Annotated in this window: 14 protein-coding genes; 6 read left to right on the forward strand and 8 right to left on the reverse strand. The window is 68.6% G+C overall.

The genetic code is table 11. From position 1 onward, the window contains the following. Window positions 1-2 precede the first annotated feature (2 nt). Window positions 3-1367, reverse strand: a complete 1365-nt coding sequence (locus tag M5E06_RS20285; protein WP_252139739.1) for an AmpG family muropeptide MFS transporter — start codon at window positions 1365-1367, stop codon at window positions 3-5. A 303-nt stretch (window positions 1368-1670) separates the two neighbouring features. On the opposite strand from M5E06_RS20285, the gene M5E06_RS20290 reads away from it, so the two are divergent. Beyond that, entirely contained in the window at window positions 1671-3062 is a 1392-nt protein-coding gene (locus M5E06_RS20290; protein WP_109153092.1) for a class II 3-deoxy-7-phosphoheptulonate synthase, read from the forward strand. Window positions 3063-3120: 58 nt separating this feature from the next. Here the strand turns inward: M5E06_RS20290 and M5E06_RS20295 are convergent, their stop codons facing one another. Genes M5E06_RS20295 through M5E06_RS20325 form a run of 7 tightly spaced genes read right to left on the reverse strand, consistent with a single transcriptional unit; the run spans window position 3121 to window position 9844 of the window. Continuing rightward, a complete protein-coding gene (locus M5E06_RS20295; protein ID WP_252139740.1) occupies window positions 3121-4182 on the reverse strand; it encodes an ABC transporter substrate-binding protein in 1062 nt (353 codons plus the stop codon). 32 nt (window positions 4183-4214) lie between these two features. Continuing rightward, a complete protein-coding gene (locus M5E06_RS20300) occupies window positions 4215-5333 on the reverse strand; it encodes an NAD(P)/FAD-dependent oxidoreductase (RefSeq protein ID WP_252139741.1) in 1119 nt (372 codons plus the stop codon). Beyond that, a complete protein-coding gene (locus tag M5E06_RS20305; RefSeq protein WP_353654351.1) occupies window positions 5333-6718 on the reverse strand; it encodes an FAD/NAD(P)-dependent oxidoreductase in 1386 nt (461 codons plus the stop codon). The genes M5E06_RS20300 and M5E06_RS20305 overlap by 1 nt, the downstream gene beginning before the upstream one ends. Next, window positions 6715-7005 (reverse strand): (2Fe-2S)-binding protein, encoded by a 291-nt coding sequence (locus M5E06_RS20310; protein ID WP_252139743.1) that lies wholly within the window; start codon window positions 7003-7005, stop codon window positions 6715-6717. Before M5E06_RS20310 ends, M5E06_RS20305 begins: the two co-directional genes overlap by 4 nt. A 40-nt stretch (window positions 7006-7045) precedes the next feature. Further along, window positions 7046-7840 carry an ABC transporter permease gene (locus M5E06_RS20315; RefSeq protein ID WP_109072965.1) on the reverse strand — a complete coding sequence of 265 codons (795 nt, stop codon included), beginning with the start codon at window positions 7838-7840 and terminating at the stop codon, window positions 7046-7048. A 7-nt stretch (window positions 7841-7847) separates the two neighbouring features. Then, window positions 7848-8753, reverse strand: a complete 906-nt coding sequence (locus M5E06_RS20320) for an ABC transporter permease (RefSeq protein ID WP_252139744.1) — start codon at window positions 8751-8753, stop codon at window positions 7848-7850. After that, entirely contained in the window at window positions 8750-9844 is a 1095-nt protein-coding gene (locus M5E06_RS20325; protein WP_252139745.1) for an ABC transporter ATP-binding protein, read from the reverse strand. Before M5E06_RS20325 ends, M5E06_RS20320 begins: the two co-directional genes overlap by 4 nt. Before the next feature lie 190 nt (window positions 9845-10034). Here M5E06_RS20325 and M5E06_RS20330 point away from each other — a divergent pair, with 190 nt between their 5' ends. The 5 genes from M5E06_RS20330 to M5E06_RS20350 all read left to right on the forward strand — a co-directional run bounded on the left by M5E06_RS20330 (window position 10035) and on the right by M5E06_RS20350 (window position 14998). Continuing rightward, window positions 10035-10907, forward strand: a complete 873-nt coding sequence (locus M5E06_RS20330) for an IclR family transcriptional regulator (protein ID WP_252139746.1) — start codon at window positions 10035-10037, stop codon at window positions 10905-10907. After that, the gene (locus M5E06_RS20335; RefSeq protein ID WP_252139747.1) at window positions 10904-11083 is read left to right on the forward strand and encodes a DUF2256 domain-containing protein; all 180 of its coding nucleotides are present in this window, start codon (window positions 10904-10906) and stop codon (window positions 11081-11083) included. The genes M5E06_RS20330 and M5E06_RS20335 overlap by 4 nt, the downstream gene beginning before the upstream one ends. Window positions 11084-11362: 279 nt before the next feature. After that, complete coding sequence (locus M5E06_RS20340) at window positions 11363-12373, forward strand: BMP family protein (protein WP_252139748.1); 1011 nt, start codon at window positions 11363-11365, stop codon at window positions 12371-12373. A gap of 17 nt (window positions 12374-12390) precedes the next feature. Beyond that, complete coding sequence (locus M5E06_RS20345) at window positions 12391-13959, forward strand: ABC transporter ATP-binding protein (RefSeq protein WP_252139749.1); 1569 nt, start codon at window positions 12391-12393, stop codon at window positions 13957-13959. Further along, complete coding sequence (locus tag M5E06_RS20350) at window positions 13949-14998, forward strand: ABC transporter permease (protein WP_252139750.1); 1050 nt, start codon at window positions 13949-13951, stop codon at window positions 14996-14998. The genes M5E06_RS20345 and M5E06_RS20350 overlap by 11 nt, the downstream gene beginning before the upstream one ends. Window positions 14999-15000: the final 2 nt, after the last annotated feature.

The following is a 15000-nucleotide window of genomic DNA, read 5'->3' on the forward strand; positions in this document are numbered from 1 at the left end:
CGTCACTGCGCGGGGACGGCGGCCTCCTCCTCCCGACGGTGCAGGCCCATCAGCCAGACCAGCAGGCACAGGGCCGGAACGGCGCCCGCCATCGACAGCAGGAAGAAGCTGACCCAGTCCATCCGCTCCGCCAGCCAGCCGGAGGAGGCGCCGAACAGGTCGCCGCCCAGCTTGTAGAGGCTGGACAGCAGCGCATACTGCGTCGCGGTGTAGGCGACGTTGCACAGGCTGGACAGATAGGCGACGAAAGCGGACGTCGCGATGCCGGCACAGACATTCTCCACCGCCACCGTCATCGCCAGGGTCGACACGTCGTTGCCGTTCCAGGCCAGCACGACATAGCCCAGGTTCGACACCATCTGCAGGATGCCGCCGATCATCAGGCCGCGCAGCACGCCGACCTTGCCCACCAGCAGACCGCCCAGCAGGCCGCCGGCGATCGTCGCCCACAGCCCGAACAGCTTGCTGACATTGGCGATCTCCACCTTGGTGAAGCCCAGGCTGATGTAGAAGGTCGAGGACATCTGGCCGGCCAGCACCTCCCCCAGCTTGTAGCTGGCGATGAAGGCCAGGATCACCACCCAGCCGCGCCGCTCCATGAACTGAGCGAAGGGCGCCACCACCGCTCCGTAAATCCAGGCGAGCACGACGGCGCTGCGGCCCGACAGATGCGGCCGGTGACCCAGCCACTCCGCAATCAGCTTTTCACGGGCGCTGGGCGGCGGCTCCTTCGGCTCGCGGCACAGCAGGATGGTCACCATCCCGACCAGAACCAGCGCCGCCATCACCTCGTAGGCCGTGCGCCAGCCATGGTACTGCGCGATGTAAAGCGCACCCGCACCCGCCGCCATCATGCCGAAGCGATAGCCCAGCACCAGCACCGCGGCACCGGCCGCCTGCTGATGCTCCTCCAGCACCTCGACGCGGTAGGCATCGACGACGATGTCCTGGCTGGCGGAGCAGAAGGCGACCAGCACGGCGCACATCGCCGTCCACCACAGGTCCTGCCCCGGATCGGTGGTGCCCAGCCCCAGCAGCGCCGCAATCAGCGCCGCCTGCGCCGTCAGCGCCCAGCCGCGCCGCCGCCCGAACAGCCGCGTCATCACCGGCAAGCGCAACCGGTCGATCAGCGGCGCCCACAGGAACTTCAGCGCATAGGGCATGGTGACCAGCGCGAACAGCCCGATGTTGGTGCGGCTGACGCCCTGTTCGGTCAGCCAGACATTCAGCGTGGCGCCGGTCAGCGCCAGCGGCAGCCCTTCGGAGAAGCCCAGGAACAGGATCGCCAGCACGCGCGGGTCGCGGTAGACGGCCAGGGCCTGCCCCCAGGAGGACAGGCGATTTGCCCGCCAGGATGTCGCTTTCACCGGGGAGGCTCCTCTCGGGCGTGGTCGGTTGCCCCGATGTATACTGGCCTCGGCCACGCGCCGCCAGCGGCCCTTGATATATCGGGGGTCGGGACGAAGGCGAGGCGAAGTTCCTTTCATCTGAAATCACCCCCGGTGGCAGGCGACCTGTCCCGATGGCACAGCATTGCCGGCAGGAGGGCCGAAACTGTGGAAAAGTTACCGCGAGTCGCGCTATAGAGTACCCCCCACGGGTTTCGCCGCCGGTCGTTCGCCGCCCGCCCGGCCCCCGTTCCGCAATCGTCAAGGAAGAGCAGGCGCGTCATGGTCGAGCGTTGGACACCCGCCAGTTGGAGGACGAAACCGGCGAAGCAGTTGCCGACTTATCCCGACCAGTCGAAGGTCGAGGCGGTCGAACAGCGTCTGTCCTCCTATCCGCCGCTCGTCTTCGCCGGCGAGGCCCGCCGGCTGAAGTCCAAGCTGGCCGATGCCGCCGCCGGCCAGGCCTTCCTGCTGCAGGGCGGCGACTGCGCGGAGAGCTTCGCCGAGTTCCACCCCAACAACATCCGCGACACCTTCCGCGTCCTGTTGCAGATGGCCGTGGTGCTGACCTTCGGCGCCTCGATCCCGGTCATCAAGGTGGGCCGCATGGCCGGCCAGTTCGCCAAGCCGCGCTCGGCCGACATGGAAGAGATCAACGGGGTCGAACTGCCGTCCTACCGCGGCGACATCATCAACGGCTTCGACTTCACCAGCGACGCCCGCGTTCCCGATCCGGAACGCATGATGCAGGCCTACACCCAGGCCGCCGCGACGCTGAACCTGCTCCGTGCCTTCGCCCAGGGCGGTTACGCCGACCTGCACAAGGTCCATCAGTGGACGCTGAGCTTCGTCGAGAAGTCGCCGGCCGGCGAGCATTTCCAGGAGCTGGCCAACCGCCTGGACGAGACGCTGGCCTTCATGGCCGCCTGCGGCATCACCGCGGAGACCACGCCGCAGCTGCGCGAGACCGACTTCTTCACCAGCCACGAGGCGCTGCTGCTGCCGTTCGAGCAGGCGCTGACCCGCGTCGACAGCACCACCGGCGACTGGTACGACGTGTCGGCCCACATGCTGTGGATCGGCGACCGCACCCGCCAGCCCGACGGCGCCCATGTCGAGTTCCTGCGCGGGGTGAAGAACCCGATCGGCCTGAAGTGCGGCCCGACCACCGACCCGGACGAGCTGATCCGCCTGATCGACATCCTGAACCCGACCAACGAGGCCGGGCGCCTGACGCTCATCGTGCGGATGGGCTCCGACAAGGTGGCGGAGAAGTTCCCGCCGCTGCTGCGCAAGGTCCAGCGCGAAGGCCGCACGGTGGTGTGGTCCTGCGACCCGATGCACGGCAACACGGTCAAGTCGACCACCGGCTACAAGACCCGTCCGGTCGAGCGGGTGCTGGCCGAGGCGCGCGGTTTCTTCGAGGTGCATCAGGCCGAAGGCACCCATGCCGGCGGCGTGCATTTCGAGCTGACCGGCCAGGACGTGACGGAATGCACGGGCGGCGCCCAGGCCATCACCGACCACAATCTGGCTCTGCGCTACCACACCGCCTGCGATCCGCGCCTGAACGCCAGCCAGTCGCTGGAGCTGGCCTTCCTGTTGTCGGAAAAGCTGAAGGAAGGTCGCCAAACCCGCGAGGCCCAGCGTCGCGCCGCGATGGCTGCCGAATAAACAGCTGCGGAAAACAAATCGGGGGGCGCTTTCGGCGCCCCCCTTTTTCATGCCCTGATTACCGTTCGATTTCCTTGTTCCAGCGCTGGTTCCAGTCCGGGCGCTTCTCGTTGATGACGTCCCAGTCCACCGTGACGGCGTTCTTCATGTAGCCCTGGAACTTGTTCATCTCGTCGGCGACGTCGGCCGGCGCCGTGACCTTGGTGTTGGACGGAATCTGCGCGCCATACTGCAAGGCGGCGAGCTGCGCCTCCGGCCCCAGCAGATAGGCGGCCAGCTTCTGCGCGGCCTCGTTGTCCGGGTTCTTGGCGACGACGCATTCGCCGACCATCAGCACGACCGAGCCTTCCTTCGGCTGGGCATATTCCACCGGAATGCCCTTGGCCTTCAGGCTGCCGACGCCGGTCGGGGTCAGCGGGAAGATGGCCGCCTCGTTGGTCTGCACCATCTCGGCGATCTTGGCGGAGCTGGGGATGTATTCCAGCACGTTCGGGCCGATGGTCTTGCGCCAGGTGGTGAAGCCCGGATCGACGTTGGCCTCGGTGCCGCCCTTGATGCGATTGTACATCAGGAAGGCATGCAGACCGAAGGAGCTGCTGGCGGCGGACTGGACGACGACCTTGCCCTTGTACTTGGGATCGGCCAGATCCATCCAGCTGGTCGGCGGCGCCCAGCCCTTTTCGTCGAACATCGCCTTGTTATAGGCGAGGCCGGTCATGCCCATGTTCACGCCGACGGCCATGTCGCCCTTCATGCGCGACGACGGATAGACGTCGTTCAGCACCGGCGAGCTGTCCATCTTCTGGCACAGGCCCATGCCGATGGCGCGGTACATCAGCCCGTCGTCCAGGAAGACGACGTGCATCTGCGGATTGTCCTTCTGCGCCTGCAGCTTGGCCAGGATGTCGGACGAAGTGCCGGGAACCACCACCACCTTGATGCCGGTCGCCTTCTCGAAGGCGGGGAAGACATGCTCGGTGTAGGTCTTCTCCATCGTGCCGCCGTTCATGCCGATATAGACCGTCTTGGTCTGGGCGGCGGCGGGGGTGGAGAGCGCGGCGGCCGCCGTGATGGCAACCGTGGCGAGACCGGTGAGCGACAGGGTACGCAAGCTGGGCATGCATGTCCTCCAATGGGCCAAGGGGTGAAGTCTTAAGCTGTCGGTGAAAAGCGGTCGATGCGGAAAGCCTCCAGCGGCATCGGCGTCTCGCCGCTGGTGACCAGTTCGGCCAGCGTCTGGCCGACGCCGGGTCCGATCTGGAAACCGGCGCCGGAAAAGCCGAAGGCGTGGAACAGCCCGGGGGTGGTTCGGCTGGGGCTGATGATCGGGTTGCGGTCGGGCGTGTAGCCCTCCACCCCGGTCCAGCAGCGGATGACGTGGGCGTGGCGCAGCTGCGGGAACAGCTCCGCCGCGTCGCGCATCAGGGTCAGCACGGCGTCGCGCTGCGGCCGGGCGCGGTCGGCGTCCAGCGCGAAGCCGCGCCCGCCGCCGACCACCATGTTGCCGCGCGGCACCTGCCGGCCATAGACGCCGCCGCCCTCCACCCCGATGTTGACGTCGAGGAAGCGGGGCAGCGGCTCCGTCACCGCCATGTTGGGGTGGAGCGATTCCAGCGGCACCGGCTCGCCGAACGCTTCCGCCACCCGCCAGGACCAGGCACCGGCGGTGTTCAGCAGGAAGCGGGCGCGGACCTCCTGGGCATCGCCGCTCAGCAGGACAAAGCGGTCGCCGTCCTTCTCCACCCGGTCGACTGGCGTCTGTTCGCGCACCACCGCACCCAGCTTGGCCGCAGCGCGGGCAAAGGCGGGGGAGACAAGGCGCGGGTTGGCGTGGCCATCCTCCGGGCAGAGCGACCCGCCGATGGCGCGGTCGCCCAGTGCCGGCCAGCGGCGGCGGAACTCCTCGCCCGTGATGATCTCCAGCCCCAGGCCGAAGCCCTGGCTGCGCTCGCGATAGGCGATCAGCGATTCAAGGTCGGGCTCGCTGCGCGCCAGCTTCAGATGGCCGGAGCGGATGTACTCGGCGTCGGTGCCCAGCAGTTCCGGCAGCCGGCCCCAGATGGCGTGGGCGCGCTGGGACAAAGGCAGCTGCTCCAGCGGGCGGCCCTGCCGGCGCACACCGCCGAAATTGACGCCGCTCGCCTTGGCGCCGCACCAGTCGCGCTCCAGCAGCGTCACCGACAGGCCGCCCTGCCGCAGGAACAGCGCCGCCGAGCCGCCGACGATCCCGCCGCCGACGATGGCGACGTCGCAGTCGATCCGTTCCCGCATCACGCGACCTCCCGCCGCTCGGCACCGGCGGAAACCGGAAGCGGTTTAATCGGCGGCTGCGCCCGCAGGCGCCCCACCCCGTCGGGACCGGTGCCCAGCGTGCGGGACAGCAGTTCCGCCGTGGTGGCGCTGCACATGCGGCCCTGGCAGCGGCCCATGCCGGCACGGGTCAGCGCCTTGGCGCGGTTCATCTCGCGGGCCTGTCCGCTGCGGGCGATCTCGCGCACGGCGCCGGCGGTGACGCCCTCGCAGCGGCAGATCATCGTGTCGTCGGCAATCGCGTCGGCCCAGTCCGCCGGGAAGGGGAAGGCGGCCGACAAGCTGCGGCGGAAGGCGGCAATCCGGGCGAGCCGGGCGTCCAGCTCCTTCACCCGTTTGCCGTCCACCGGCCGGCCAAGTTCCTCCAGCAGGGCCAGCGCCGCGCGTTCCCCCGCCAGTTCCGCCGCATCGGCACCGGATATGCCGCTGCCGTCGCCGGCCAGATAGACGCCGGGAACCGAGCTGCGCCCTGCCCCGTCCCGCTCCGGCAGCCACGCGCGGTCGGCTTCATCAAAACGGAACCGGCAGCCGGCAAGGTCGGCCAGTTGGGTCTCGGACCGCAGTCCAAGCCCGAAGGCGACCGCGTCGCAGCCAGTGCGCCGCTCCTGCCCCTGGGCATCGCGCCAGACCAGCGCCTCGACCCGCTCCGCTCCCTCCGCACGCACCGGGCGGACGCCGTTGTGGATTGGCACGCCATGGGCGCGCAGCCAGCCGACATACAGCAGCCCCTTCGCCAGCGTCGCCGCGTCGCTCAGCATGCCGGCGGTGGCGCGGGCCTGGACGGCGAAGGGCGTGGTGTCGAACACCCCCGCCACCTCGACTCCGGCCTTCAGATACTGGTAGGCGACCAGATAAAGCAGCGGCCCGGTGCCGAGGAAGGCCACCCGCCGGCCGACGGCACAGCCCTGGAACTTCAGCGCCACCTGCGACCCGCCGAGCGTAAAGACGCCGGGCAGCGTCCAGCCGGGGAAGGGCAGCACGCGGTCGGTGGCGCCGGTAGCCAGGATCAGATGGCTGAAGGGCAAGGCCTCGCTGGCGCCGTCCGACAGCAGGTCGAGCGCACCCGCCTCGCAGTTCCAAACCAGCGTGCGCGGGCGGTAGTCGACCCGATCGCGGATGGCGGCCATGGCGCGGTGGACGGCGTCGGCCTTGCCCGCCTCGAAGCCATAGAGAGCCGTCTTCGGCCGGGTGAAGCCGCCATCCGGCGGCTGGCGGTAGATCTGGCCGCCCCAGCGCGCCGCTTCGTCGATCACCACCGGGCGCAGTCCGGCGGCGACCAGCCGCTCCGCGGCGCGGATGCCAGCCGGACCGGCGCCGACGATGACGGGAGAGAGAACTTCACTCACGAATTCCACTCCCCGCCGCTCACAAGGCGCATGCCGTCGGCAATGAAGGTGCCGCAGGCACGCAGGCGTTCGCCCTCTTCGGTCCGCACCCAGCAATCCTGGCAGGCGCCCATCATGCAGAAGCCGGCACGCGGGCTGTCGGCGAACTCCGTCCGGCGCAGCCGCTCGCCATTGGTGAGCATGGCGGTCATGACGGTGTCGCCCTCCAGCGCCTCCACCGGGCGCCCGTCGAGGGTAAATCGGACCACGCGCCGGCCCTGTTCGGCCACACGCTGCAGCAAAGCCATGATGACTGGTCTCCGAAGAGAGGACGGCCGGAGCGGATGCTCAGTGCTGGCCGACCAGGATGCGGTCCAACCCATAGACGCGGTCGAGCAGAAGAACGGCGACCGCGGTGATGCCGATGATCAGCGCCGAAACCGCCGCCATCATCGGGTCGATGGATTCGGTGGCGTACATGTACATCCGCACCGGCAGCGTCACCGTGGACGGCGAGGTGATGAAGATGGACATGGTCAGCTCGTCGAAGCTGTTGATGAAGGCGATCAGCCAGCCGCCGGTGACGCCGGGCAGGATCATCGGCAGGGTGACGCGGCGGAACACGGTGGCCTCGCTGGCGCCCAGCGAGAAGGCGGCCTGCTCCACGCTGCGGTCGAAGCCGGAAATCGCCGCGATCAGCAGGCGCATGACATAGGGCGTAACGATCACGATGTGCGCCGCCACCAGCCAGCCGAAGCTGCCCGTGGCGCCGACGATGGCGAACAGCCGCAGCATGGCGACGCCCAGCACCAGATGCGGGATGATCAGCGGCGACAGGAACAGCGCATTCAGGAAGCCGCGGCCGGGAAACTCCCACCGCGTGATGGCGAGGGAGGCCGGCACCGCCAGCACCACCGCCAGCGTCGCCGACAGCACGGCCAGCCACAGGCTGTTCCAGAAGGACTGGACGAAGTCCGGGTGATGGAACACCGCGTCGAACCAGCGCAGCGAGAAGCCGTTGGTCGGCAGCGACAGCGTATTTTCGGGCGTGAAGGCGACGAGGCAGACGATCGCCAGCGGCGCCAGCATGAAGATGACGACCAGGGTGTGGAAGATCAGGGCGACGGGTCCGTTGCGGGTCATGGCATCCTCACCCCAGCCGGCGGCGGTAATGGCCTTCCACCAGACGGTGGTAGGTCAGCATGACGATCAGGTTGGCGATCAGCAGAAGTGCTGCGACCGCGGCACCCATCGGCCAGTTCAGGTCGCTGAGATACTGGTCGTAGACCACGGTCGCGACCATCTTCAGCCGCCGCCCGCCGAGCAGGCCGGGAATGGCGAAGGCGCTGGCGCTGAGGCCGAAGACGATCAGGCTTCCCGACAGGATGCCGGGCAGGATCTGTGGCGCCACCACCCGGACGATGGCCGTGCCGCGCGAGGCGCCGAAGGACAGCGCCGCCTGCTCCACCGCCGGATCCAGCTTCTGCAAGGAGGTCCAGACCGGGATGACCATGAAGGGCAGCATGACGTGGACCAGCGCCACGATCACCGTGCCTTCGGTGTAGAGCAGCCGTATGCGGCCGATGCCGAACGCCATCAGCGCGGCATTCACCGGACCTTCCGGCCCCAGCAGCATGCTCCAGCCGAAGGCGCGCACCACGACCGAGACCAGCAGCGGCGCCAGGATCACCAGCAGGAAGATCGAGCGCCAGGGGTTGGTCATCCGGCTGAGGATGTAGGCCTCCGGCACGCCGATCACCACGCAGATGGCGGTCGCCAGCGCCGAGATCCGGAAGGTGCGCAGGAAGATTTCCAGGTAATACTCGTCGGTCAGGACCGACAGGTAATGCTCCAGCGTGAAGCCGCCGGTGCGCCCGGTCGCGTAGTCGAACTGGTTGAAGGACAGCAGCGCCGTCAGGAACAGCGGAATCAGCACCAGCGCCGAGAACAGCAGGACAGCCGGCGCCGACAGAAACAGCGGCGCGGTGGGGAAACGGCGCTCATGCGTCTCCTCGTCCGGCGAGGCCGGGGCGGTGTCGGGAACGGTGGCGCTCATCCCGTCACCTCGAGCGCCACATCCGGCGCCTCGGCCATGGCGCCGCGATGGACGCGCACGACCGACGGCGACCAGTCCAGCCCAACCGTCGCGCCCTGCTCCGCCGGGGTGGAGCCGTCATTCGGCGTCACCACCATCAACGTGCCGAGCGGCCCGTCAATGTGATAAAGCCACTGGCTGCCCAGGAAGAAGCGGTCGGCGACGCGGCCGGTCAGCAGCCCGTTTGCCGGGGCGGTCAGGTGCAGCTTCTCCGGCCGGATGCACAGCGTCACCGTCTCGCCCACCGACAGGCCGGCGGTTTCCACCGGGACGCCGATGCCGGCCAGCGACACCGTGGCGCCGGCACCGGTTGCAGTGACGACCTTGCCCGGCAGCAGGTTGGTCTTGCCGACGAAGCGGGAGATGAACTCCGTCTCCGGATGCTCGTAGATGCGATAGGGCTGGTCGATCTGGGTGATGCGCCCGGCTTCCATCACCACGACGCGGTCGCTGATCGAAAAGGCTTCGGCCTGATCGTGGGTGACCATGACGGTGGTGGTGCCGACCTTGCGCTGAATCTCGCGCAGTTCGAACTGCATCGCCTCGCGCAGCTTGGCGTCCAGGTTCGACAGCGGCTCGTCCAGCAGCAGGACGGGCGGGCGGATGACCAGGGCGCGCGCCAGGGCCACGCGCTGGCGCTGGCCGCCCGACAGTTCGCGCGGGTAGCGCTTGGCATAGGGGGAGAGGTGGACCAGCGACAAAGCCTCTTCGACGCGGGGCTTGCGCTCGCCCTTGGGCACGCGCTGCATCTCCAGCCCGAAGCTGACATTGTCGAACACGGTCATGTGCGGGAACAGCGCGTAGCTCTGGAACACGATGCCCAGCCCGCGGCTGTTCGCCTTGGCCCGCGTGATGTCGCGGCCGTCCAGCCGGATGGTGCCGGCCGACGGTTCGACGAAACCGGCGATCATCTGCAGGGTCGTGGTCTTGCCGCAGCCCGAGGGGCCGAGCAGAGAGACGAACTCACCCTTTTCCACCGACAGCGACACGTCACCGACCGCGGTCAGCGGGCCGTAACGCTTGGTGATGTTTTTCAATTCGAGGAACGACACGGGGGGAATTCTCCCTCTTGCGACAATTGGCCTCGGTCTCCGGGCCTCACCTGTTGCCCCGATGGTTCCGCCGCGCCCCCTGTCGCGTCAATCCGCTTTTTCCATAGGCAGAAAAGATTTTGCAAAAGCTTCCGATATGCGGAATAGATGGACCAACAAACATTCTTCGATTTTCAGGAAGAGGCTGGAAATGAGCGCCGACACCCGCAGCAAGGCCGACAAGAGCACCGGTGGCGAGGGCGCCGGCAACGAGGAGGCGGGCGGCAAATCCAGCCTGCAGCGCGGGTTGGCGATCCTGCGCCTGCTGGCCTCCTCCAACGAGGCGGGGGCGCGGCTGACCGACATATCGCGCGCGCTCGACCTCACCCCGCCGACCGTCCACCGCCTGCTGAAGATCCTGGTGGAAGAAGGCATGGCGGAGGCCGACAAGGCGACCAAGCGCTACCGGCTGGGCATCGACCTGTTCGGTCTGGCGGCCCAGGCCGGAAACCCGAACAACCTGCGCGACATCTGCCGGCCGATCCTGCTGCGCCTGTCGGCGACCCTGCGCGACACCATCTTCCTGCTGGTGCGCAGCGGCTTCGACGCGGTGTGCCTGGACCGCAGCGAGGGGCCCTTCCCCATCCGCTCCTTCACCGGCGACATCGGCGGCCGGGTGACGCTGGGCGTCGGCCAAGGCAGCCTCGCCATCATGGCCTTCCTGCATGCGGAGGAGCGGGAGGAGGTCATCCGCTTCAACCTGCCGCGCATGCAGGGCGTCGGCATCATCGACGAGGTCTATCTGCGCACGGAGATCGCACGGGTGCGGGAGGTGGGCTATGCCAGCCGCTCCACCGGCCTGCTGCCGGGAATGTCCGGCGTGGCGGTTCCCGTGCTGGACCGCGACGGCCATGCGGTGGCGGCGCTCAGCGTCGGCACGATCAGCGAGCGGCTGAACGAAGAGCGGTTGCCGGTGGTGGTCGACATCCTGAAGCGCGAATCCGCCGCCATCAGCCGCCAGTTGAACCCCTTCGACCCCGTCCTGCGCCGTCCCGCCGCAATTCTGGGAGGCGGCCCGGCATGAAGGGCGTAAAGAAGGCCGACCTGCCGACCAAGACCTGCCCGGTCTGCAGCCGTCCCTTCACTTGGCGCAAGAAGTGGGAGCGGGTGTGGGGCGAGGTGAAATACTGCTCCGACCGCTGCCGCAACGACGCCCGCAGGCGCGGTGAGCGGCCGGAGAGCGACACGTCGCGATCCTGACCGGATCGCCAAGAAGAGTTGCCCCTTTTTCAATCACATGCCAGCATTCTGACCGGCCGGCTGTCCGCGCCCGCGAGGTGGGCGGCGGTAGCGGCCGATGGCATTCCCGTTGCATTCGCATGCACGGCTCGCAAGGGGTCGATGGATTTACGGGAGGAACATTCCCGGGTATTCATGCCACATGCGGGCCAGAGACCTGCTGCCAGCAAAAATGCAGCCAACGATACTCAGCGACGAAGGGGGCTCACGATGTCGGTTCGGGGGATGGGGGATCGGGCGATGACTGTCTTGGGTATGACGCGCCGTGCGGTGCTGTGCGGCGTCGCCGCGGTGGCCTTCGCGGCGGCTGCCGGCGGCTCCCTGCCGGCATTCGCGGAAGGCAAGGTGAAGGTCGCTGGCATCTATACGGTGCCGATCGAGCAGCAGTGGGTCAGCCGCATCCATGTCGCGCTGAAGGCCGCCGCCGACCGTGGCGACATCGAGTATGTCTGGGCCGAGTCGGTCGCCAACACCGACTATGAGCGCGTGATGCGCCAGTATGCCGAGGCCGGCCAGCAATTGGTCTTTGGCGAGGTGTTCGGCGTGGAGCGCGCCGCCCGCGCCGTCGCCAAGGACTATCCGAAGACCGCCTTCGTCATGGGCTCCAGCTTCAAGCCGCAGGAACCCAATTTCTCGGTCTTCGACAACTACATCCAGGAGCCGGCCTATCTGTCCGGCATGGTCGCCGGCGGCATGACCAAGTCGAACGTGATCGGCATGGTCGGCGGCTATCCGATCCCCGAGGTCAACCGCCTGATGAACGCCTTCATGGAAGGCGCCAAGGAGGTCAACCCGCAGGTCAAGTTCTCGGTCAGCTTCATCGGCTCCTGGTTCGACCCGCCCAAGGCCAAGGAAGCCGCCTTCGCCATGATCGACCGCGGCGCCGACGTGATGTACGCCGAGCGCTTCGGCGTGTCGGACGCGGCCAAGGAGCGCAAGGTTTTGGCCATCGGCAACGTCATCGACACCCAGCCGCAGTATCCGGAGACCGTGGTCGCCAGCGCCCTGTGGCATATGGAGCCGTCGGTGGAGCGCGCCATCGCCGCGGTGAAGGCCGGCAGCTACAAGGCCGAGGATTACGGCCCCTACAGCATGATGGCGCACAAGGGCTCCAGCCTCGCGCCGCTCGGCACCTTCGAGGCGAAGGTCCCCGACGCCATCAAGGCGAAGGTGACGGAGCGCGAGCAGCAGATCCGCGACGGCAAGTTCACCGTGAAGGTCAACGACGCCGAGCCGAAGTCGACGATGTGACGCCCGGCGTATCTGCAATGTCATCACCCGTGAAAGGCGGGCCGGAGGTCGTCCTCCGGCTCGCCGGCATTTCGAAGCGGTTCGGTCCGCTGCTCGCCAACGACGGCATCTCGCTGACGCTGCGCGCCGGCGAGGTGCTGGCCCTGCTGGGCGAGAACGGCGCCGGCAAGACCACCCTGATGAACATCCTCTTCGGCCATTACGTCGCCGACGAGGGTACCATCGAGGCGTTCGGCCGCCCGCTGCCGCCGGGCTCGCCCCGCGCGGCGCTGGAGGCCGGCATCGGCATGGTCCACCAGCATTTCACCCTGGCGGACAATCTGTCGGTGCTGGACAACATCGCCGTCGGCACCGAATCGCTGTGGCGCTGGCGCTCCGACCGGGGCGCCGCCCGCCGCCGGCTGCTCGATCTCTCGCAACGCTTCGGGCTGGAGGTACGGCCGGACGCTCTGGTCGGCGAGTTGTCGGTCGGCGAGCGCCAGCGGGCGGAGATCCTCAAGGCGCTCTACCGCGACGCCCGCGTCCTGATCCTGGACGAGCCGACCGCGGTGCTGACGCCGCAGGAATCGGCCGGGCTGTTCGAGACGCTGCGCCGGCTGACCGCCGACGGGCTCGCCGTCGTCTTCATCAGCCACAAGATGAACGAGGTCTTCGCCGCCAGCGACACCGTCGCCGTTCTGCGCGCCGGCAAGCTGGTCGCCACCCACGCCACCGCCTCCACCGACCGCGCCAAGCTGGCCGAGCTGATGGTCGGCCGCAGCGTCAAGCCGCCGGCCCCCGCGCCGCTCAGCCCCGGCGAACCGGTGCTGGAGCTGGCGGGCGTCACGGTGGCCTCCGGCCATGGCCGTCCGCTGCTGGACCGGGTCGATTTGACGGTGCGCCGCCATCAGGTGGTCGGCATCGCCGGCGTGTCGGGCAATGGCCAGACGGCGCTGGCGGAATTGGTCAGCGGCCTGATCCGCCCCGAGTCCGGCAAACTGTCCTTGAAGGGCAGCGTCGTGGAGCATGGCGACCCGGCCGACATGGTCCGGCGCGGCGTCGCCCGCATCCCGGAGGACCGGCACAGCGCCGGTCTGGTCGGCGCCATGGCGGTGTGGGAGAACCTGATCGCGGAGCGCTACCACGACTCCGCCTTCTCGCGCTTCGGCGTGCTGCGGCGTGGAGCGGCGCGGGCCTATGCCCGCGAGGTGATCGAGGAGTTCGACGTCCGCTGCCCCGGTTCCGATGCCCGCACGCAGCTGCTGTCGGGCGGCAACATGCAGAAGCTGATCCTGGGCCGCACGCTGGCCCACGGGCCGGACCTGATCCTGGCGAGCCAGCCGACGCGCGGGCTCGACATCGGTGCGGTGTCCTACGTCCACAGCCGGCTGCTCGACGCCCGTGCCGCCGGGGCCGGCGTGCTGCTGATCTCCGAGGATCTGGACGAGATCCTGGCGCTGGCCGACTGCGTCACCGTCGCCTATCACGGCCGCCTTACCCCGCTGCTGCCGCATGACCGGGTGTCGGTCAGCCAGCTCGGCCTGCTGATGGCCGGGCATTGGGACGTTTTGCGCGACATCCTGCCGGAGACCGTTCATGCGGCTTGAACCGCGCACCGATACCCCTCTCGCCCTGCGGCTGCTGGCGCCGGTGGGCGCCGTGGTCGCGGCGCTGGCGCTCTGCGCCCTGCTGGTCGCCTGGACCGGCGCCCCGGTCCTGCGCGCCTATGGCCTGCTGTTCGAGGGCGCCGTCGGCTCCCGCTTCGCCCTGACCGAGACGCTGACCCGCGCCACTCCGCTGATCCTGACCGGCCTCGCCGCCGCCGTCGCCTTCCGCGCCAAGCTGTGGAACATCGGGGCGGAGGGCCAGCTCTACATGGGCGCGCTGGCCGCCGTTGTGGTCGGCGGCGGCATGCTCGACCTGCCGGCCTGGGCGCTGATCCCGGTGGTGATGATCGCCGGCATGGCGGCCGGCGGTGTCACCCTGCTCGGTCCCGCCGTGCTGAAGGTCCGCTTCGGCGTCGACGAGGTGGTGACCACCCTGCTGCTGAACTTCGTCGTGCTTCTGCTGGTGTCGATGCTACTGGAAGGAGCCTTGAAGGACCCGATGGGCATGGGCTGGCCGCAGTCGGCGCCAGTCGTGGAAGCAGCGGAACTGCCCAAGCTGGTGGCGCGCACCCGCCTGCATGCCGGGTTCGCCATCGCGCTCGGCCTGTCGGTGCTGCTGTGGCTGATCGACACCCGCACCATCTGGGGCTACGAGAACCGGGCGGTCGGCGCCAACCCGCGCGCCGCCGCCTTCGCCGGCATGCCGGTGACGCGGGTCATTCTACGCACCGCCCTGCTGTCGGGCGGGTTGGCCGGGCTGGCCGGCGCGGCGGAGGTCTGCGGGCTGAAAGGCTATCTGACGCTCGACCTGTCGCCGGGCTTCGGCTACAGCGGCATCGTCGTCGCCATGCTGGCCCAGCTGCACCCCATCGGGGTGGTGGGCGCCGCGCTGTTCATCGCCGGCATCTTCGTCGGTGCCGACGCCATGAGCCGGGCCATGCCGGTTCCCAACTACATCGCCGACGTCCTGGTCGCAACCAGCCTGCTCTGCATGCTGGTCGCCGGGCTGCTGGCGCGCTACCGGTTGCGGCGGGGGTAAGG

The organism is Azospirillum sp. A1-3, assembly GCF_023806445.1.
GTDB lineage: Bacteria > Pseudomonadota > Alphaproteobacteria > Azospirillales > Azospirillaceae > Azospirillum.